This window comes from Pseudomonas sp. (assembly GCF_033723075.1).
GTDB lineage: Bacteria > Pseudomonadota > Gammaproteobacteria > Pseudomonadales > Pseudomonadaceae > Aquipseudomonas.
Genome location: NZ_JAWVXU010000011.1, coordinates 86,002 through 104,371, shown reverse-complemented (window position 1 = coordinate 104,371; position 18,370 = coordinate 86,002). Strand labels below are relative to the sequence as shown.

Below are 18,370 nucleotides of genomic sequence, written 5' to 3'. Positions count from 1 at the left end.
AAAAGCGCATAAATCAGCGTAAAACATGCAGTTAAAGTCAAAAAACCAACCATTGGTCGTCAACTCAAACAACTTGACCCACGGGGATTAGACTCAAACTGTTCGGCTTATTGCATGAGGTTCTCGCCATGTTCGGTCAACGCACCATCGACCCCAGCCCCGGCACGCACTACCGCAGTGAGCGGGTCACCGCGGTCAACGGCCAGTATTTCTTCGCCACCCGCGAAGGCACTCTCGAAGGCCCCTACTTCACTCGCATCGACGCAGAACGGGAGATCGCCTTCTATATCCGCCGCATGATTCAAGCCAGCGACATCATCGAGAGTCGAGCATTCTGAACAAGGTTGTGCTGCCCACCACCCATAAAAAAACCGCGCCTGGATCGACGCGGTTTTTTTGTGGTTAACCCACACTTACATGACTGCGCTTCAGCGATAAGCCTCGAACAGGCCAGTAGCCCCCATGCCGCCCCCCACACACATGGTAACGATGCCGTAACGCAGGTTGCGCCGCTGCAGCTCGCGCACCAGATGACCGACCTGACGCGAGCCGGTCATGCCGAACGGGTGGCCAATCGAGATCGAGCCGCCATTGACGTTGTACTTGTCATTGTCGATACCCAGGCAATCACGGGCATACAGGCACTGCGAGGCGAAGGCCTCATTAAGCTCCCACAGGTCGATATCGGCAACGCTCAAGCCCTTGGTCTTGAGCAGCTTCGGCACCGAGTACACCGGGCCGATGCCCATTTCGTCAGGCTCGCAACCGGCGACGACAAAGCCGCGGAAATAGGCTTTCGGTTCGAGGCCCAGCTCCAGGGCTTTTTCCAGGCTCATCACCAGGGTCATGGAGGCGCCATCGGACAACTGCGAGGCGTTGCCGGCCGTTACCGAGCCGTCATCGGCAAACACCGGCTTGAGTCCGGCCAGGCTTTCCAGGGTGGTGTCGGCACGGTTGCAGTCGTCGCGCTCGACCACGCCTTCGACGATGTTCTTCTCGCCAGTGGCCTTGTCTTCGACCAGGTACTTGACGCTCATCGGCACGATTTCGTCGTCGAACAGGCCTTCGGCCTGGGCCCGCGCGGTGCGCTGCTGGCTCTGCAGGGCATAGGCGTCCTGGGCTTCGCGGCTGACGTTGTAGCGCCGTGCGACGATCTCGGCAGTCTGGCCCATGGGGTAATAGATACCCGGTACATCCTTTTGCAGAATGGGGTTGAACAGATTGTCGGTGTTCATGCTTTTCATGGTCATGGTGATCGACTCGACACCACCGGCGACGATGATCTCGCTGCAACCCGAGGCAATCTGGTTGGCGGCGATGGCGATGGCCTGCAGACCCGAAGAACAGAAGCGGTTGAGGGTCATGCCAGCAACCTGGGTGCCCAGGCCGGAAAGCACTGCCACGTTGCGACCGATGTTCATGCCTTGGGCGCCTTCGTTGGAACCGGCACCGACAATGCAATCTTCGACCAGCGCCGGGTCCAGGCCACTGCGCTGCAGCAGCGCATTCACGCAATGAGCCGCCATATCGTCCGGACGGGTCTGGTTGAACTTGCCACGGAAGGATTTGGCCAGGCCAGTCCGCACGCTATCGACAATCACCACTTCACGCATGACGCACCTCAATTGTTGTTGACGTTGGATATGCCACGAGAATAAGGCTGAACAATCTCAGCCCGCGACGATCATTCACCAGCCATATGCGCGACCATCTTCCGCCAGGTCCTGGGGGTCCGCTGCAAGGCTGGGCTACAACAGGCCTTCAGTCCTTGGCGAACGCCGCTTCCAGGGCCTCGTTGATGGTGCGCAACACCTTGACCCGGGCGAAGCGCTTGTCATTGGCCTCGACCAGGGTCCAGGGCGCGATCTCGGTACTGGTACGGTCGACCATATCGCCCACGGCATCGCGGTACAGCGGCCACTTGTCGCGATTGCGCCAGTCGTCCTCGGTGATCTTGAAGCGCTTGAAGGGGGTCTGTTCACGTTCCTTGAAACGCTGCAACTGGGTTTCCTGGTCGATTGCCAGCCAGAACTTGACCAGCACCACGCCAGCGCCGGTCAGTTGCTCCTCGAAGTCATTGATCTCGCCATAGGCACGCAGCCAATCGGCGGGCGTGCAATAACCCTCGACCCGCTCCACCAGCACCCGGCCGTACCAGGAACGATCGAACATGGTAAACCTGCCGCGCGCCGGAATATGCCGCCAGAAACGCCACAGGTACGGCTGCGCGCTTTCCTCGTCGGTCGGCGCCGCCACCTGCACGATGCGATACAGGCGCGGATCGAGCGCCGCCGTCACCCGGCGAATCGCGCCGCCCTTGCCCGCCGCGTCGTTACCCTCGAACACCGCCACCAGGGCATGCTTGCGCATGCGCTTGTCGCGCAGCAAACCCGACAGCCGCGCCTGCTCGCCGACCAGTTGCTCGTTGTAGTCGGCCTTGTCCAGCTCCTGGGTCATATCCAGGCTGTCGAGCAAGCCCAGGTTATCCAGGCTGGAGATCAGTGGCGCCGCATGGGGCTGAGGCAGCGGCCGGCTGTTGACCTTGAGCGCCGCTTGCAAGCCATCGAGGAGAATCCGCCCGACCGTCAGGCTGCGGTAATACTCGTCCACGCCCTCGACCACATACCAGGGCGCATAGTCGCGACTGGTGCGGCGCAGTACCCGCTCGCCGACCCGCACATACTTGTCGTAGGTCTTTGATTGCTGCCAGTCCAGTGGACTGATACGCCAGCTGTGCAAGGGGTCGTCCTGCAGCGACTTGAGCCGTGCCTTCATCTGCTTCTTGGACAGGTGAAACCAGAACTTGAAAATCAGCGCACCCTCGTCGCAGAGCATGCGTTCCAGCGCCGAGGCCGCATCGGTTGCCTGATCGAGCACGGCGTTCTTGAAATTCCCATGCACCCGTCCCTGCAGCATCTGGCTGTACCAGTTGCCAAAGAAAACCCCCATGCGCCCCTTGGGCGGTAACTGCCGCCAATAGCGCCAGGCCGGTGGCCGCGCCAGCTCTTCATCGGTCTGCTGGTCGAAGGTACTGACCTGGATGAGGCGCGGATCCATCCACTCGTTAAGCAGCTTGACCGTCTCGCCCTTGCCGGCGCCCTCGATCCCGCAGAGCAGGATGATCACCGGAAAACGCGCCTGCTGCCTCAATTCGTACTGCGCCTCCAGCAATGCCTCGCGCAACGCGGGTACGGCGGCGTCGAACGTGGCTTTGTCGATGGAATGACCAATCTCGGCGGACTCGAACATGGATAGCTCCCTGATGTGATCAGCAGAGCCTAGCGGATCGCGCGAGCGGTGGGGTGAACCATCTACGCTTGCCTGGCAGATCGAGCCGCGCGCTGGGTCGGCCCGGCGACAAAAGCCACGGCGCCCCCTGAAGTGCTCGGGCAACCGAGTTAGAATGCCCGCCTGCTCAATCTGGTGCTCTCGCCATGCCCGACTCCCCGCTCGACCTACCCGCCACCCAAAACGCGCAGCTCGACTGGGATGCCGAGGGGCAGCCGTTATCGCGGCTATTCGGCGATGTCTATTTCTCCAACCAGAATGGCCTGGCCGAAACCCGCCATGTATTTCTCGCCAATAATGATCTGTCGGCGCGTTTCAGTGCCCTGGGCGACGGCGAGCAACTGGCGATAGGCGAAACCGGCTTCGGCAGCGGGTTGAACTTTCTCTGCGCCTGGCAGTTGTTCGAGCAGCAGGCACCCACTGGCGCGCGGCTGCACTTCGTCAGTGTCGAAAAATACCCGCTCGACTACGCCGACCTGCAGCGCGCCCTGGCCTTGTGGCCAGAGCTGGCGCCATTCGCGCACGAGCTGCTGCGCCAGTACGTCGCCCTCCATCCGGGGTTTCAGCGCCTGCTGTTCGCCGGCGGACGGGTCATCCTGACCCTGCTGATTGGCGATGCCCTGGAGCTGCTGACGCAACTCGACGCGCGCATTGATGCCTGGTTTCTCGACGGTTTCGCCCCGGCGAAGAATCCGCAGATGTGGACCGCGGAACTGTTTGTCGAGCTGGCCCGGCTAAGCGCCCCCGGTACCAGCATCTGCACCTTCACCAGCACAGGCTACGTGCGTCGGCGCCTGAACGATGCCGGTTTCAAGATGAAGCGTGTGCCGGGCCTGGGCAAGAAATGGGAAGTGCTCAAGGGCCAGTTTCTCGGCAGCGCTACGGGCGCCAACAAACCCTGGTTCGCCCGCCCGCCGCAGCGCCCGCGCGAACGCCGGGCCCTGGTCATAGGTGCGGGAATGGCCGGTTGCGCCACCGCGGCCAGCCTGGCGGCACGCGGCTGGCAGGTGACCCTGTTGGAGCGCCACACGGCTATCGCCGAGGAAGCCTCGGGCAACCCGCAAGGCGTGCTCTACCTCAAACTGTCGGCCCACGGCACGGCGCTCTCTAGATTGATCGTCAGCGGCTTCGGCCACACCCGCCGCCTGCTCGAACGCCTGCAAAAAGGCCGGGACTGGGACAATTGCGGGGTACTGCAACTGGCCCTCGACGCCAAGGAAGTGCAACGCCAGGCGCAACTGGCGACCGCCTTCCCCAGTGATTTGCTGGTTAACCTCGACCAGGCCAGCGCCGAAGCCAAAGCCGGCATCCAGCTGCCGGCCGGCGGGCTGTTCTACCCGCAGGCCGGCTGGGTCCACCCGCCGGCGCTGTGCCGATTGCTGGCCGAGCAGCCGAATATAAGCCTGCAACTGCACCAGGAAGCGCTGCAATTGCGCCGCGATGGGCAAACCTGGCAGGCCTGGAACGGCACACAGCTACTCGCCAGTGCCGCCGTGGTGGTGCTGGCCGGCGCCGCCGAGATCAAGCGCTTCCCCTATAGCGCCGAGCTGCCGCTCAAGCGCATTCGCGGACAGATCAGCCGGGTACCGGCCACCGCGCAGAGCACGGCCCTGCGCAGCGTGGTGTGCGCCTCGGGTTATATCGCCCCGGCGCGCCTGGGTGAGCACACCCTGGGCGCCAGTTTCGACTTCAAAAGCGACGACCTGACACTCAACAGCGCCGACCATGCGGACAACCTCGCCCTGCTCGAAGAAATCTCCAGCGACCTGGCCGAACGCCTGCACAGCGCCCGACTCGACCCGGCGCAGCTCGAGGGCCGCGCCGCCTTTCGCTGCACCAGCCCGGACTACCTGCCGATCGTCGGCCCTCTGGCCGACCGCCCGGCCTTTCTCGAGGCCTACGCAGTGCTGGCCAAGGATGCCCGCCAGGTGCCGGATACCCCCTGCCCCTGGCTCGACGGCCTGTATATCAACAGCGGCCACGGTTCACGCGGGCTGATCACCGCGCCCTTGTCCGGCGAACTGATTGCCGCCTGGCTCGATGCCGAACCGCTGCCTGTGCCCCGCGATGTCGCCGAGGCCTGCCACCCCAACCGTTTCGCCCTGCGCCTGCTGATACGCGGCCAATAGTCGCAACCCCGGACGCGGCGCTTGCTTGCAAACGTGACCCGCCATACCCTGCGGGGTATACAGACACGGAGTGATATCGCATGCGCCTGATCCTCGTACTCGCTGTCCTGCCGACGCTGGCCTGGGCCGCTCCTGCTGCAGACCTGACCAGCCTAGAACGCGAAGCCGCCGGCCTTATCCCCCCCTTCCAGCAACAGCTGATGCAGACGGTAAAACAGGCAGTCGCCGAGGGCGGCCCGGTGCAGGCCGTGCAAGCCTGCCAATTGCTCGCGCCAACGATCGCCGCGGAGCACAGCCAGCAGCCCTGGAAAGTCGGGCGCACCGCTCTGCGCCTGCGCAACCCGGATAATCGACCGGATGCCTGGGAACGTCAGGTGCTGGAAGACTTTTTACAGCGACAAAGCGCCGGCGAAGAGCTGACGCAGATGAGCGCATCGGCAGTAGTCGACGGCGAGTTCCGCTACATGCAAGCCATCGCCACCGGCGAGCCGTGCCTGGCTTGCCACGGCCAGTCGATCAAGCCCGAGGTGGCGGCGCAGATCGAACAGGACTACCCCGAGGATCAGGCCACTGGCTTTGGTCTGGGCGAACTGCGCGGCGCCTTCACCCTGCGCCGCACGCTGGCGGAGGCGACACCATGAGCGAACAAACCCGCGCCGCCCATGAAGATGCCATGCTCAAACGCCTGGCCCGGGTCGAAGGACAGATCCGCGGCATCCAGGCCATGATCCGCCGCAGCGAGGACTGCGAAGCCATCGCCCAGCAGTTCGCCGCCGCCCGCAAGGCCCTGGACAAGGCCTATCAGGAGATGCTCGCCTGCCTGTTGGAAGAAGCCGTGCTCGACCCCGAGCATGACCCTGGTGAAACCCTGGCCCGGGTTCGCGCCATTTTCACCAAGTACACCTGAGAGCCAGAGGGGACGCCAAGTCCTTGCTGGCTCCTGCAGAGTACCGTTTGAGTGCTTTGGTTCAGATCTGGCGAATTGTCGAGATCGTAGGGCTGCTCTGGCGGCGCTCCGTTCGGAGCGCAACGACAGCCCGCCAGCTTGTGGCCACGCCGATAAACCAATGGTGCTCTGCCTGCGGCGAGATACACCCTACGGATCGCGGGCTGCTCAAGATCTGACGGGGCCAACTGTCATTCGGTGACACCTCCCGCGGTTCGCTCACTCCATCTCGCCGCACAATTCCGCCGCACGCAGCAGCGCAGCGGTCAGGTTGTGCCGCTCCCAATCCTTGAGCGCGGCGAAGCGCTGGCGAAACTCCGGCGGCAGCAGCGTCGGCGCCTGCTGAACCAGTTCGCGGCCGGCCTCGCTGAGCAGCAGCCACTGGCGGCGGCGATCCTGGTCGTCGCGCTGGCGCTGTAGCAGGCCGCGCTCCTCCAGGCGATCGAGCATGCCCGACAGCGTCGCCGCCGTCAGGCTGACCCGTCCGCTCAGGTCGCTGGCGGTCAAGCGTGCCTCGCCGGCCAGCACCTGGAGGATCATCAGTTGCATGGGCGTCAGCCCGCCGAAACGGGCCAGGCGCTTGGCGTGCACCTCGCCGGCCTGCTGCAGGCGCCTGAGCGACTGGAAAATCGGCAGATCGAGCGCCATCACAGATGACAAATCTATTTCAGCAGAAACTATTTTATCGGCCATAGATGCCTTCCAAACCCAGATCAACGCTTTGACATGAAATCATTCTTTTGTTTACCTGTAAAAGGCTCGACAAGCCCCGAGCACTCCCCAACGGCCACACCGGTAAGGAATTATGTGCGGAATTGCTGGAGAACTGCGTTTTGATCAACGGCCGGCCGATCTGGCTGCGGTCGAGCGAATCACCCATCACCTGGCCCCGCGCGGCCCCGATGCCCACGGTTTTCACAGCCAGGGCCCGATCGCCCTCGGTCACCGTCGGCTGAAGATCATGGACCTGGCCGAAGCCTCCGGCCAGCCGATGATCGACAGCGAACTTGGCCTGTCGCTGGTATTCAACGGCGCCATTTATAACTACCCGGAATTGCGCAGCGAGCTGCAAGCCCTCGGCTATCGCTTCTTTTCGGGTGGCGACACCGAGGTGCTGCTCAAGGGCTACCACGCCTGGGGCAAGGATCTGCTGCCCAAACTCAATGGCATGTTCGTCTTCGCCGTGTGGGAGCGCGATAGCCAGCAACTGTTTATCGCTCGCGATCGCCTGGGGGTCAAGCCGCTGTACCTGTCGCGTACCGGCCAGCGCCTGCGCTTCGCCTCCAGCCTGCCGGCGCTGCTGCAGGGCGGCGACATCGGCAAGACGCTCGACCCGATCGCACTCAACCATTATCTGAATTTCCATGCCGTAGTCCCGGCGCCGCGCACCATTCTCGCCGGCGTCGAGAAGCTGCCCGCGGCCAGCTGGATGCGCTTCGACGTCCAGGGCAATTGCGAACAGCAGAGCTGGTGGCGTCTGGACTATGGCCCGCGTCGCGATGAAATCGCCTTCGGCCTGGACAACTGGTGCGAACGCGTACTCGACGGCATGCGCGAGGCGGTGTCGATCCGCCAGCGTGCGGCGGTGGAGGTCGGCGTCCTGCTGTCCGGCGGGGTCGATTCGAGCCTGCTGGTCGGCCTGTTGCGCGAGGCCGGGGTGGAGCAGCTGTTGACCTTCTCCATCGGCTTCCAGGATGGCGGTGGCGAGCGCGGCGACGAGTTCCAGTATTCCGACCTGATCGCCGAGCGCTTCGCCACCCGCCACCATCAGTTACGCATCGACGAAGACCAGATCCTCGAACAATTGCCCGCCGCCTTCCGCGCCATGAGCGAGCCGATGGTCAGCCATGACTGCATCGCCTTCTACCTGCTGTCGCGCGAGGTGGCCAAACACTGCAAGGTGGTGCAGAGCGGCCAGGGCGCCGACGAACTGTTCGCCGGCTACCACTGGTACCCGCTGGTGGACGGTGCCGAGGATGCCTTCGCTGCCTACCGCCAGGCCTTCTTCGACCGCGACCACGACGAATACGCCGAATGCGTGCAGCCCGCGTGGCTGACCAACGATGCGGCTGGCGACTTCGTCCGTCAGCACTTCGCCCAGCCTGGCGCCATCGCCGCGGTGGACAAAGCGCTACGCCTGGACAGCACGGTGATGCTGGTCGACGACCCGGTCAAACGAGTCGACAATATGACCATGGCCTGGGGCCTGGAGGCGCGCACCCCGTTCCTCGACTACCGCTTGGCGGAACTATCGGCGCGCATTCCGGGTCGTTTCAAGTTACCGAACGGTGGCAAGCACGTGCTCAAGGAAGCGGCGCGCCAGGTGATCCCGGCGGCAGTGATCGACCGACCCAAGGGTTACTTCCCGGTGCCCGGCCTCAAGCACCTGGAGGGGGCTACACTGGGTTGGGTGCGCGACCTGCTGATCGACCCGAGCCAGGATCGCGGGCTGTTCAACCCGGCCATGCTCGACCGCCTGCTGAGCGACCCCTATGGCCAGCTCACGCCGTTGCGCGGCTCCAAGCTGTGGCAAATGGCCGCGCTCAATCTATGGCTGAGCGAGCAAGGCCTGTAACACCGGACGCAGGAGCGGAGTGCCGCCTGGCCGCGCCTACGGGCTCCGCCCTATCCGAGAGCCAGCAAGAACGGCCGTCCCCGGATGCAATCGGGGATGTCACGATCCCATTCACGCCCCGGAACCCATCCGGGCGCTGCAGACAGCAAAGGACACTTCTCCAATGCGAGCCACTGCCTTCAACCAACGTCTTCTGCGCGGCCAGGCGCCCTCTTACGAGCGCCTGCAAGCCCGCTTCGCCGAGGATCACGGTGCCGAACCCTGCAACCCCCTTGCCGTGCACTGCGGCTGGGGCCGCCTGCTGATCGGCCATACCTACCCCGATGCCGCCGAGCTGGCGCACGACCTGCTGGCTGAGCGATCGGGCGAACGCGATATCGCCCTGTACGTTGCAGCCCCGCAGCAGGTGCTGGCACAGGCGCCGCAACAGCTGTTTCTCGATCCCTCGGACACCCTGCGCCTGTGGTTCAGCGACTACCGCCCGGCGCATAGCGGTTTTCGCGGCTACCGCATCCGCCGCGCACAGCACGCCGAGGACTGGCAGGCGATCAACTGCCTGTACCAGATGCGCGGCATGCTGCCGATCGACCCGGGCAAACTCACCCCGCGGCATCAGGGCGGACCGGTGTACTGGCTGGCCGAGGACGAGGACAGTGGCGCGGTGATCGGCAGCGTCATGGGCCTCAACCACCACAAGGCCTACCGCGACCCGGAGCACGGCTGCAGCCTCTGGTGCCTGGCGGTCGACCCGCGCAGCATCCGGCCCGGGGTCGGCGAGGTGCTGGTGCGCCACCTGATCGAGCACTTCATGAGCCGTGGCCTGAGCTACCTCGACCTCTCGGTGCTGCACGACAACCGTCAGGCCAAGGGGCTCTATGCCAAGCTCGGATTTCGCGAGCTGCAGACCTTCAGCATCAAGCGCAAGAACAGCATCAACCAGCCGCTGTTCCTCGGCCCCGGCCCCCAAGCCGAGCTCAACCCCTACGCCAGAATCATTGTCGACGAGGCCCTGCACCGCGGTATCGAAGTGCATGTGGACGACGCCGAGGCCGGGCTGTTCACCCTCAGCCACGGCGGTCGGCGCATCCGCTGCCGCGAATCGCTGAGCGACCTGACCAGTGCGGTGAGCATGACCCTGTGCCAGGACAAGCGCCTGACCCACCGCACCCTCAGCCGTGCCGGCCTCAGCCTGCCGGCCCAGCGCCTGGCGGGCAGCGCCGAAGAGAACGCCGCCTTCCTCGCCGAACATGCCAGCCTGGTGGTCAAGCCGGTCGACGGCGAACAGGGCCAGGGCGTCGCGGTCGACCTGCGCAGCTCGGCCGAGGTGCAGGACGCCATCGAACGTGCCCGCACCTTCGACAGCCGGGTGCTGCTGGAAAGCTTCCACCAGGGCCTCGACCTGCGCATCCTGGTGATCGGCTTCGAGGTGGTCGCCGCGGCCATCCGCCGCCCGGCCGAAGTGATCGGCGACGGCCGCCACTGCATCGGCGACCTGATCGACGCCCAGAGCCGCCGCCGCCAGGCCGCCACCGGCGGCGAGAGCCGCATTCCCAAGGACGCGGAAACCCTGCGCACCCTGCATGCCGCCGGGGTCGACTACGCCAGCATCCTGCCCCAGGGCCAGCGCCTGGCCGTGCGCAAGACCGCCAACCTGCACACCGGCGGCTGCCTCGAGGACGTCACCGCGATCCTCCACCCGGCGCTGGCCGAAGCGGCGACTAAAGCCGCGCGCGCACTGGATATCCCGGTGGTCGGCCTCGACCTGCTGGTGCCGGCGGCCGACCAGCCCGACTATGTGTTCATCGAAGCCAACGAACGCGCCGGCCTGGCCAACCACCAACCGCAACCGACCGCCGAGCGCTTCATCGACCTGCTTTTCCCGCTCAGCCAGGTGGGCTGAAGCAACACACCTGTAGGAGCCAGGGGAACGCCTAGTCCTTGCTGGCGATCTTCGCTGCCCCCGATCGCCAGCAAGCTGGCTCCTACTCGGCCCGACCAGGAGACTGCCATGCAGCCACTACCCGAACCGGATCTCGACTACCTGCAAAAAGTCCTGCTGGAGATGCTCGCCATCCCCAGCCCGACCGGCTTTACCGACACCATCGTGCGTTATGTCGCCGAGCGCCTGGAGGAGATCGGCATCCCCTTCGAGCTGACCCGCCGCGGCACCATTCGCGGCACCTTGAAAGGCAAGCAAAGCAGCCCGGACCGCGCGGTGTCGGCCCACCTCGACACCATCGGCGCCATCGTCCGTGAGGTGCAGAACAACGGCCGCCTGGGCCTGGCCCCGGTCGGCACCTGGTCCAGCCGCTTCGCCGAGGGCAGCCGCGTCAGCGTCTTCACCGAATCCAGCGTGATACGCGGCAGCGTGTTGCCGCTGCTGGCCTCCGGACATGCCTTCAACACCGAGGTGGATCAGCTGCCGATCAGCTGGGACCACGTCGAACTGCGCCTGGACGCTTACTGCGCGACCCGCGCCGATTGCGAATCCCTGGGGATTTCGATAGGCGATTTCGTCGCCTTCGATCCGCTGCCAGAGTTCACCGAGAGCGGCCATATCAGCGCCCGACACCTGGACGACAAGGCCGGCGTCGCCGCCCTGCTCACCTCACTCAAGGGCATCGTCGAGAGCGGCGCCGAGCTGGAGATCGACTGCCACCCGCTGTTCACCGTGACCGAGGAAGTCGGCTCAGGTGCAGCGGCGGCGCTGCACTGGGACGTCAGCGAGTTCGTCGGCGTGGATATTGCACCGGTCGCCGAGGGGCAGGCCTCCAGCGAGCACACGGTCAGCGTGGCCATGCAGGACTCCGGCGGGCCCCACGACTACCACCTGTCGCGCCAGCTTCTGCGCCTGGCCCGCGAGCATGACATCCCGGTGCGTCGCGACCTGTTCCGGTTCTACCACAGCGACGCGCAGTCGGCGGTCGGCGCCGGCCACGATGTGCGCACCGCCCTGATGGCCTTCGGTTGCGACGCCACCCATGGCTACGAGCGCACCCACATCGACAGCCTGGTGGCCCTGACCCGTATGCTCAGCGCCTACATGCTCAGCCCGCCGGTATTCACCAGCGACGCGCAACCGGCCAAGGGTTCGCTGGAGCGTTTCAGCCATCAACTGGAACACGATGCGCAGATGGAAAGCGAAACCCGCGTTCCGACCGTCGACAGCCTGCTCGGCCAGCGCGACAAGGACGCTTGAAGGCCAACGCACATCCGGGCAAAGTGGCGGGCATGGGATGACGGCGTGGCGTGCTTCACGCGCCCCAATAACGAAAATGGGGGGCGCGGGATGCCGCGGATGTGCCTGGCTGTGCTGTTGCTCTGGCTTTGTGGCCCGGCGTGGGCGTTATTACCCGTAGAACTGGATAAACCGGAGCTGCGCCTGTCCCTCGGCGCCGCCATGGGCTACCTGCAAGACCCGGAGGGCAACCTGACCCTCGAACAGGTCAGCGGCCTGAGCGACGAGCGCTTCGAGGTGGTCCGGAGCGAGCACGCCAACCTCGGCAAGAACGATTCGGTCTGGTGGTTCAAGGTACGCCTGCACAACAGCCTGGCGCAGGATCTGCCTGGCTATCTGGAAGTCAATTACCCGTTGCTCGATCATATCCAGATCTACCTGAGCGGCAGCGACGGTAACTGGCTCACGCAGGAGAGTGGCGACCGCTACGCATTCACCCAGCGCCCGGTGCAGGTGCGCAATTTCTGGTTTCCCGTAACCCTGCCCCCGGGCGACAACACCCTGCTGGTGCGCGTGGACACCAGCAGCACGGTATTCATACCGCTGTTCTTCAGCACCTACAACGCCAGCGCGGCCGCCCAGGAAAACCTCATGGGCCTCAATGGCGCCTTCTACGGTGTGCTGTTCGCGATGTTCTGCTACAACCTGTTCCTGTTTATCTCACTACGCGAATCAGCCTATTTCTGGTACCTGGTCTACAGCCTGAATATCGCTCTGTTCAGCGCCAGCTTCGACGGCATGCTGTTCAAATTGCTGCCGCACTACATCGGCCTGCAGTCGATCAGCATCTACATCCTGATGTTCCTCCACTGCCTGAGCGCCAGCCAGTTCAGCCGTCACTTCCTGCACACCCAACAATACTTCCCGCGCCTCGACCTGGGCCTGCGCCTGTTCATGCTGGCCACGCTCGGCTGCCTGCTGTCGCTGCCGCTGATCGGCCTGCAGGCCTGGAACATCCTGGCCAGTCTGACCGTCCTGGCGGTCTCCCTGGCACTGCTGCTCAGCGGCGCCTATGTCTGGCGCCGGGGCTTGCGTTACGGCTCCTACTACATCCTCGCCTGGGGCATTCTGCTGGTCTCGTTCATCATTGCCACCACGGGTTCGCTGGGCGTCGAACTGTTCGGCCTGTACGGCGCAGCGGTGGTCAAAGTCGGCGTGACCATCGAACTGATCGCCCTGTCCATCGGCCTGGCCGATCGCATCAACACCCTCAAGGAAGAAGGCTTCCGTTCGCGTCGTGCTGCCGAACAGGCGGAAATCGAAAACCAGGCCAAGAGCCGCTTCCTGGCCATGATGAGCCACGAGATCCGCACCCCGCTCAACGGTGTGCTGGGCATGCTGCAACTGCTGCGGGAAACCCCACTGGATCGCAGCCAACGCTTCTATGTCGACACCATCTCCAGCTCCGGCAGTTCCTTGATGGCGGTGATCAACGACATCCTCGACTATGCGCGGATCGAGTCCGGCAAGCTCAGCCTGGAGCATATCGATTTCAACCTCGAAGAACTGACCTCCAACACCCTCAGCCTGTTCACCGGGCAAGCGCTGGACAAACAGCTGCGCCTCTACATCAGCCTGGATGCGGGCGTGCCGCGATACATACGCGGCGACCCGACCCGACTCAAGCAGGTGTTGATGAACCTGCTGAGCAACGCCCTGAAGTTCACCGACGAAGGTTATGTCGGCGTGAATGTCTGCCGCCGTAGCGACTCACTCGGCCAGGCCCATCTGGTGTTCTCGGTAAGCGACAGCGGCATCGGTATCAACCCGCAGAATCAGGCCCGGCTCTTCGAATCCTTCTCCCAGGGTGATTCCAGCACCACCCGACGCTATGGCGGCAGCGGCCTGGGTCTGGCCATCAGCAAGGAACTGGTGGAAATGATGCACGGACGCATCGAAGTACAGAGCACGCCAGGCCAAGGCACACGCTTCGCCTTCGACATCCCCCTCGACGACGAAGTACGCGAAGTCGATTCCCTGAGCCTGCTGCTCAAAGGGCGCACCGCCCTGCTCTGCTCGCTCGACAGCCTCGGCCTGGACGCCCTGAGCCGCCTGCTCGGACGCTGGGGCATGCGCACCGAACACTGCCTGAACCCGGACAAATTGCACAATTATCTGGAAGACTTCGCCGTTGCGCCGCTGCTGGTACTGATGTCGCCCTGGCCCGGCAGCGCCGACCACTGGCTGGACTCGCTGCACCCGTACCTGCAACCCGGCCAGCGCATATTGCTGCTCTGCCCACCGCAGCAGTGCCAGCAACTGCCATCCAGCACCAGCCTGCGTCTGCTCAGCCTGGCGCAACCGCTAACGGTCAGCGCCCTGCGTGACACCCTGGTCGAACTCTATGCAGAACCCCGCGCCGCAGTGCGCAGCCTGCAGCGGGAAGCCCCCCCTGCCCCGGATGCAGGCCCGTGCATCCTGGTCGCCGAAGACAACCCGGTTAACCAGTTGGTGGTGCAAGGCTTCCTGAAGAAACGCGGCTACAGCGTGCGCCTGGTCACCAATGGCCTGGCCGCATTCAACGAATACCAGCGCGACCCGGCGGCGATACAACTGATCCTGATGGACTGCGAAATGCCGGTAATGGACGGTTTCGCCGCGACCGAAAAAATTCGCCAGCTGGAGCGGCAGCAAAAGCTCGGCGCGGTGCCCATCATCGCCCTGACCGCGCACACCCTCGACGAACACCGCCAGCATGGCAGCGAGGTCGGCATGGACGACTTTCTCGGCAAGCCACTGGACAGCGCCCAGCTCTACAGCACCCTGGAACGCTACCTGCTTGGGCAGGCGCTAGACAGCTAAGGAACACGCCTCCCTCCGAGCGAGGCAAGCTGCCAATCACAAACTCCCCCGCAAGCCTCTGCGGGAGGGGCTTTCGCGGCTGAAGCTGCTCTCACATGTATCGAGACAAGCCCTCCAAATTGCGCGGATAAATCCGCACCTACAACAGTCGGTGCACACAACTGCAAATCGCGAAGGCGGCCGATGCCCCGCTACTCAGGTTCTATTGTCCTTCTGAACGGTTTTCTGCCACTGCCAACTGAGGTCTGGCCGGTCTCAACAGACCAGCAGGCATGGCCAGCACGCCCAAGGCGCGTTAGCATCGCCGCTGCGTTCTGGAGAAACAAACCGTGCTGATCCCCGCGTCCCTGCTCGAAGCCGATACCCTCACCCGCCTGATCGAGGACTTCGTCACCCGCGAGGGCACCGACAATGGCGACGAAACCCCACTGCAAACCCGCGTAAACCGTGTACGCCACGCCCTCGACAAAGGCGAGGCGGTCATCGTCTTCGACCCGGAAAGCCAGCAATGCCAGCTGGCGCTGAAACGCGATGTTCCCAAGGAGTGGCTGCAAACGCTCAGCGAGTGACAGGCCGTATAGGCCAGTTCAGACGTGATGCCTTTCTGGTTTTGAACCTTTAGGCGGTGTGGGCGGCGCCAGCCCACCAGAATCGGTGCCGCGCCGATAAACCAATGGTGCACTGCCTGCGGCGAATGCCCCGACGAATCGCTGACTGCCCGAGATAATGGGCAGGCGCCTACTGCGGCCGTCATGACGGCCGCAGTAGGCGACAGCTTTTGCAGCAGTGCTCAGCCTTGCGCAGTCAAACGCCAGGCGCGGTGGATTTTCGGGTTGCGGGCAAAATCCGGATCCAGGGTCGCGGCGCTGATATCCTCCACTCCATAACGCGCCGCCAGCCCCTCGTCGAGCTGGAACTTGCGGAAATTGTTGGAGAAATACAGCACGCCGCCCGGCGCCAGCCGTGCCATGGCCAGGTCGAGCAACTGCACATGGTCGCGCTGGATGTCGAATACGCCCTCCATGCGCTTGGAGTTGGAGAAGGTCGGCGGATCGATGAAGATCAGCTCGTATTCGCCGCGGTCCTCCTCCAGCCAGCTCATCACATCGGCCTGCTCCAGCTTGTTCTTGTCCGAAAAACCATTGAGCGACAGGTTGCGCCGCGCCCAGTCCAGGTAGGTCTTCGACAAATCGACGCTGGTGGTGCTGCGCGCGCCGCCCTTGGCCGCATGCACGCTCGCCGTGGCGGTGTAGCAATACAGGTTGAGGAAGCGCTTGCCGGCGGCCTCACGCTGGATGCGCAGGCGCAACGGCCGATGATCGAGGAACAACCCGGTGTCGAGGTAGTCGGTGAGGTTGACCAGCAGCTTTACCCCGCCTTCGCTGACCTCCATGAACTGTCCCTGCGCGCTCTGACGCTGGTATTGCTTGGTGCCGCTCTGCCGTTCGCGGCGCTTGATGATCACCTTGTTCTTGTCGACGTTCAGCGCCTGGGGAATTGCAGCCAGGGCATCGAACAGCCGCGCCTGGGCCTTTTCCGGATCGATGGATTTCGGCGCGGCGTATTCCTGTACGTGCACCCAGTCTTCATACAGGTCGATGGCCAACGCGTATTCCGGCATGTCGGCGTCGTACAGGCGGTAGCAGTCGATGCCCGCCTTGCGCGCCCATTTACCCAGCTGTTTCAGGTTTTTTTGCAGACGATTGGCGAACATCTGCCCGCCTTCGCTCAAGCGCGCCTGCTCGACTACAGGCGCCGGTGCCGGCGCAGGCTTGAGCGGATTGCCGTTCTTGTTGTACTGACGCTCCTGCGGCTCAAGCGGTGCCTTGTCGGCTTCAGCCTGTTCGCGCTCACGCTCGCGCTGCTCCGGGGTACGTCGTTCGCCGGTGACGAACTGCTCGGGCTGCACCTTGATCAGCAGCAACTTGCACGGCAGGGCACCGTTCCAGAAAGCGTACTGCTTGTGGCTGCGAATGCCCATGCGCTTGCCCAAGTCCGGTGCGCCAGTGAACACCGCCGCCTCCCAGCCCATACAGGCCTGGCGCAGGCGTTCGCCGAGGTTCTGGTAGAGGTACAGCAGGCTGGCCTCATCACCCAGGCGCTCGCCATAGGGCGGGTTGCAGATCACCAGACCTTTCTGGTTCTGGTCCGGGCGCGGCTCGAAGGTCGCCAACTCGCCCTGATAGACCTTGATCCAGTGGCTCAGCCCAGCCCGCTCGATATTGTTGCGCGCCGGCTGAATCAGGCGCGGGTCGGCCTCGTAACCACGAATCCACAACGGCGGCTTGGCCAGCCCGTCTGTCGCACGCTGCTCGGCTTCGGCGTGCAGCTTCTTCCACAAGGCCGGCACATGGCCCAGCCAATTGCTGAAGCCCCACTGCTCGCGATTGAGGTTCGGCGCAATATCGGCGGCGATCATCGCCGCTTCCACCAGGAAGGTGCCGACCCCGCACATGGGGTCGGCCAGGGCACCGCCCTCGGCGGCGATACGCGGCCAGCCGGCACGCAGCAGCACGGCAGCGGCGAGGTTTTCCTTGAGCGGCGCGGCACCCTGCTGCAGGCGGTAACCGCGCTGATGCAGGCTGTGACCGGACAGATCGAGGGAAAGAATCGCCTCGCCGCGATCCAGGCGCAGGTGCACGCGCATGTCGGGATTGAGCTTGTCGATCGACGGTCGTGTGCCGTCCTTCTGCCGCAACTTGTCGACGATGGCGTCCTTGACCTTCAACGCCCCGAAGTGGGTGTTGTCGATGCCCGAACCATTACCGCTGAACTCCACGGCCAGGCTGCCGTTGGGTTCCAGGTGCTCGAACCAGTCGACCTCCAGCACGCCTTCGTAGAGGCTTTCGGCGTCCTGGATCGGGAAGCGCTTGAGCACCAGCAGTACCCGGTTGGCCAGGCGCGACCACAGACACAGGCGATAAGCCGTCTCCATCTCGGCGACGCCCCGAATGGCGGATGTATGCTCGCGAGCCTCCTCGAGCCCCAGGTTGCCTGCTTCTTCAAGCAGCAAGCCTTCCAGGCCCTTGGGGCAAGTGAGAAAGAGTTCGTAACGATCCGACATGGGAATATCCAGTGCCTAAGGCAGTAAACGGCAGGTGAACGAGTCAACACGGCCAAAATAAGTGACAAAACGTCGCAAGGCGACCCTTCATCGGAATAAACAGAACGTGCAACCGCGATTATTTCGCAGTGGCAAAACACCAGTACGCACGCGGCAAACGCCCGCGCCATCGGTGGTGGCCCCAAGAAACAGGATCTTTTCCGCATCGCCTTATGGCTTGAGCGGCAAAAGTGTTACTCCCTTATGACAAAACGATCATTCCCAGGCACCCAAGCATTCGATAGAAATCTACCCAGGCCTTCGTCGCAACGACGAGGGCACGGGGCAG

At 63.9% G+C, this 18,370-nt stretch carries 13 protein-coding genes; 9 read left to right on the top strand and 4 right to left on the bottom strand.

The genetic code is table 11. The features are described from left to right. The first annotated feature begins 128 nt into the window (after positions 1 to 128). Complete coding sequence (locus R3355_RS14550; RefSeq protein WP_318948933.1) at positions 129 to 338, top strand: DUF6316 family protein; 210 nt, start codon at positions 129 to 131, stop codon at positions 336 to 338. Between the two features lie 90 nt (positions 339 to 428). Here the strand turns inward: R3355_RS14550 and R3355_RS14545 are convergent, their stop codons facing one another. Together R3355_RS14545 and pap are read right to left on the bottom strand one after the other, a co-directional pair. Continuing rightward, entirely contained in the window at positions 429 to 1,613 is a 1,185-nt protein-coding gene (locus R3355_RS14545) for a thiolase family protein (protein WP_318961826.1), read from the bottom strand. Positions 1,614 to 1,761: 148 nt separating this feature from the next. Beyond that, entirely contained in the window at positions 1,762 to 3,249 is a 1,488-nt protein-coding gene (gene pap, locus R3355_RS14540) for a polyphosphate:AMP phosphotransferase (protein WP_318948931.1), read from the bottom strand. A gap of 185 nt (positions 3,250 to 3,434) precedes the next feature. On the opposite strand from pap, the gene mnmC reads away from it, so the two are divergent. From mnmC to R3355_RS14525, 3 genes are all read left to right on the top strand, one after another. After that, positions 3,435 to 5,417, top strand: coding sequence for a bifunctional tRNA (5-methylaminomethyl-2-thiouridine)(34)-methyltransferase MnmD/FAD-dependent 5-carboxymethylaminomethyl-2-thiouridine(34) oxidoreductase MnmC (mnmC, locus tag R3355_RS14535; protein WP_318961825.1), 1,983 nt, complete (start codon positions 3,435 to 3,437; stop codon positions 5,415 to 5,417). An 80-nt stretch (positions 5,418 to 5,497) separates the two neighbouring features. Next, positions 5,498 to 6,058 (top strand): DUF3365 domain-containing protein, encoded by a 561-nt coding sequence (locus tag R3355_RS14530; RefSeq protein WP_318961824.1) that lies wholly within the window; start codon positions 5,498 to 5,500, stop codon positions 6,056 to 6,058. Next, complete coding sequence (locus R3355_RS14525; protein ID WP_289637954.1) at positions 6,055 to 6,324, top strand: metal-sensing transcriptional repressor; 270 nt, start codon at positions 6,055 to 6,057, stop codon at positions 6,322 to 6,324. Before R3355_RS14530 ends, R3355_RS14525 begins: the two co-directional genes overlap by 4 nt. A 258-nt stretch (positions 6,325 to 6,582) precedes the next feature. On the opposite strand, the gene R3355_RS14520 is transcribed toward R3355_RS14525, so the two are convergent. Continuing rightward, entirely contained in the window at positions 6,583 to 7,056 is a 474-nt protein-coding gene (locus R3355_RS14520; protein ID WP_318961823.1) for a MarR family winged helix-turn-helix transcriptional regulator, read from the bottom strand. 112 nt (positions 7,057 to 7,168) lie between these two features. On the opposite strand from R3355_RS14520, the gene R3355_RS14515 reads away from it, so the two are divergent. The 5 genes from R3355_RS14515 to R3355_RS14495 all read left to right on the top strand — a co-directional run bounded on the left by R3355_RS14515 (position 7,169) and on the right by R3355_RS14495 (position 15,547). After that, positions 7,169 to 8,938: an N-acetylglutaminylglutamine amidotransferase gene (locus tag R3355_RS14515; RefSeq protein ID WP_318961822.1), complete on the top strand. Its 1,770-nt coding sequence runs from the start codon at positions 7,169 to 7,171 to the stop codon at positions 8,936 to 8,938. A 163-nt stretch (positions 8,939 to 9,101) separates the two neighbouring features. Then, positions 9,102 to 10,838, top strand: coding sequence for an N-acetylglutaminylglutamine synthetase (ngg, locus tag R3355_RS14510; RefSeq protein ID WP_318961821.1), 1,737 nt, complete (start codon positions 9,102 to 9,104; stop codon positions 10,836 to 10,838). Positions 10,839 to 10,946: 108 nt separating this feature from the next. Continuing rightward, the gene (locus R3355_RS14505; RefSeq protein WP_318961820.1) at positions 10,947 to 12,137 is read left to right on the top strand and encodes an osmoprotectant NAGGN system M42 family peptidase; all 1,191 of its coding nucleotides are present in this window, start codon (positions 10,947 to 10,949) and stop codon (positions 12,135 to 12,137) included. A 90-nt stretch (positions 12,138 to 12,227) separates the two neighbouring features. Further along, positions 12,228 to 14,978, top strand: a complete 2,751-nt coding sequence (locus R3355_RS14500; RefSeq protein ID WP_318961819.1) for a hybrid sensor histidine kinase/response regulator — start codon at positions 12,228 to 12,230, stop codon at positions 14,976 to 14,978. Between the two features lie 329 nt (positions 14,979 to 15,307). After that, positions 15,308 to 15,547, top strand: a complete 240-nt coding sequence (locus R3355_RS14495) for a YheU family protein (protein ID WP_318948467.1) — start codon at positions 15,308 to 15,310, stop codon at positions 15,545 to 15,547. 221 nt (positions 15,548 to 15,768) lie between these two features. Here R3355_RS14495 and rlmKL read toward each other — a convergent pair whose 3' ends face one another. Further along, the gene (gene rlmKL / locus R3355_RS14490; protein ID WP_318961818.1) at positions 15,769 to 18,042 is read right to left on the bottom strand and encodes a bifunctional 23S rRNA (guanine(2069)-N(7))-methyltransferase RlmK/23S rRNA (guanine(2445)-N(2))-methyltransferase RlmL; all 2,274 of its coding nucleotides are present in this window, start codon (positions 18,040 to 18,042) and stop codon (positions 15,769 to 15,771) included. Positions 18,043 to 18,370 lie beyond the last annotated feature (328 nt).

What these genes read in the sequence shown, in the direction of transcription:
- R3355_RS14520 (WP_318961823.1), bottom strand. Translation starts at nt 7,056, where the DNA reads ATGGCCGATAAAATAGTTTCTGCTGAAATAGATTTGTCATCTGTGATG.
- R3355_RS14505 (WP_318961820.1), top strand. Translation starts at nt 10,947, where the DNA reads ATGCAGCCACTACCCGAACCGGATCTCGACTACCTGCAAAAAGTCCTG.
- R3355_RS14525 (WP_289637954.1), top strand. Translation starts at nt 6,055, where the DNA reads ATGAGCGAACAAACCCGCGCCGCCCATGAAGATGCCATGCTCAAACGC.
- R3355_RS14500 (WP_318961819.1), top strand. Translation starts at nt 12,228, where the DNA reads ATGCCGCGGATGTGCCTGGCTGTGCTGTTGCTCTGGCTTTGTGGCCCG.
- ngg (WP_318961821.1), top strand. Translation starts at nt 9,102, where the DNA reads ATGCGAGCCACTGCCTTCAACCAACGTCTTCTGCGCGGCCAGGCGCCC.
- R3355_RS14530 (WP_318961824.1), top strand. Translation starts at nt 5,498, where the DNA reads ATGCGCCTGATCCTCGTACTCGCTGTCCTGCCGACGCTGGCCTGGGCC.
- rlmKL (WP_318961818.1), bottom strand. Translation starts at nt 18,042, where the DNA reads ATGTCGGATCGTTACGAACTCTTTCTCACTTGCCCCAAGGGCCTGGAA.
- R3355_RS14550 (WP_318948933.1), top strand. Translation starts at nt 129, where the DNA reads ATGTTCGGTCAACGCACCATCGACCCCAGCCCCGGCACGCACTACCGC.
- mnmC (WP_318961825.1), top strand. Translation starts at nt 3,435, where the DNA reads ATGCCCGACTCCCCGCTCGACCTACCCGCCACCCAAAACGCGCAGCTC.
- R3355_RS14515 (WP_318961822.1), top strand. Translation starts at nt 7,169, where the DNA reads ATGTGCGGAATTGCTGGAGAACTGCGTTTTGATCAACGGCCGGCCGAT.
- pap (WP_318948931.1), bottom strand. Translation starts at nt 3,249, where the DNA reads ATGTTCGAGTCCGCCGAGATTGGTCATTCCATCGACAAAGCCACGTTC.
- R3355_RS14545 (WP_318961826.1), bottom strand. Translation starts at nt 1,613, where the DNA reads ATGCGTGAAGTGGTGATTGTCGATAGCGTGCGGACTGGCCTGGCCAAA.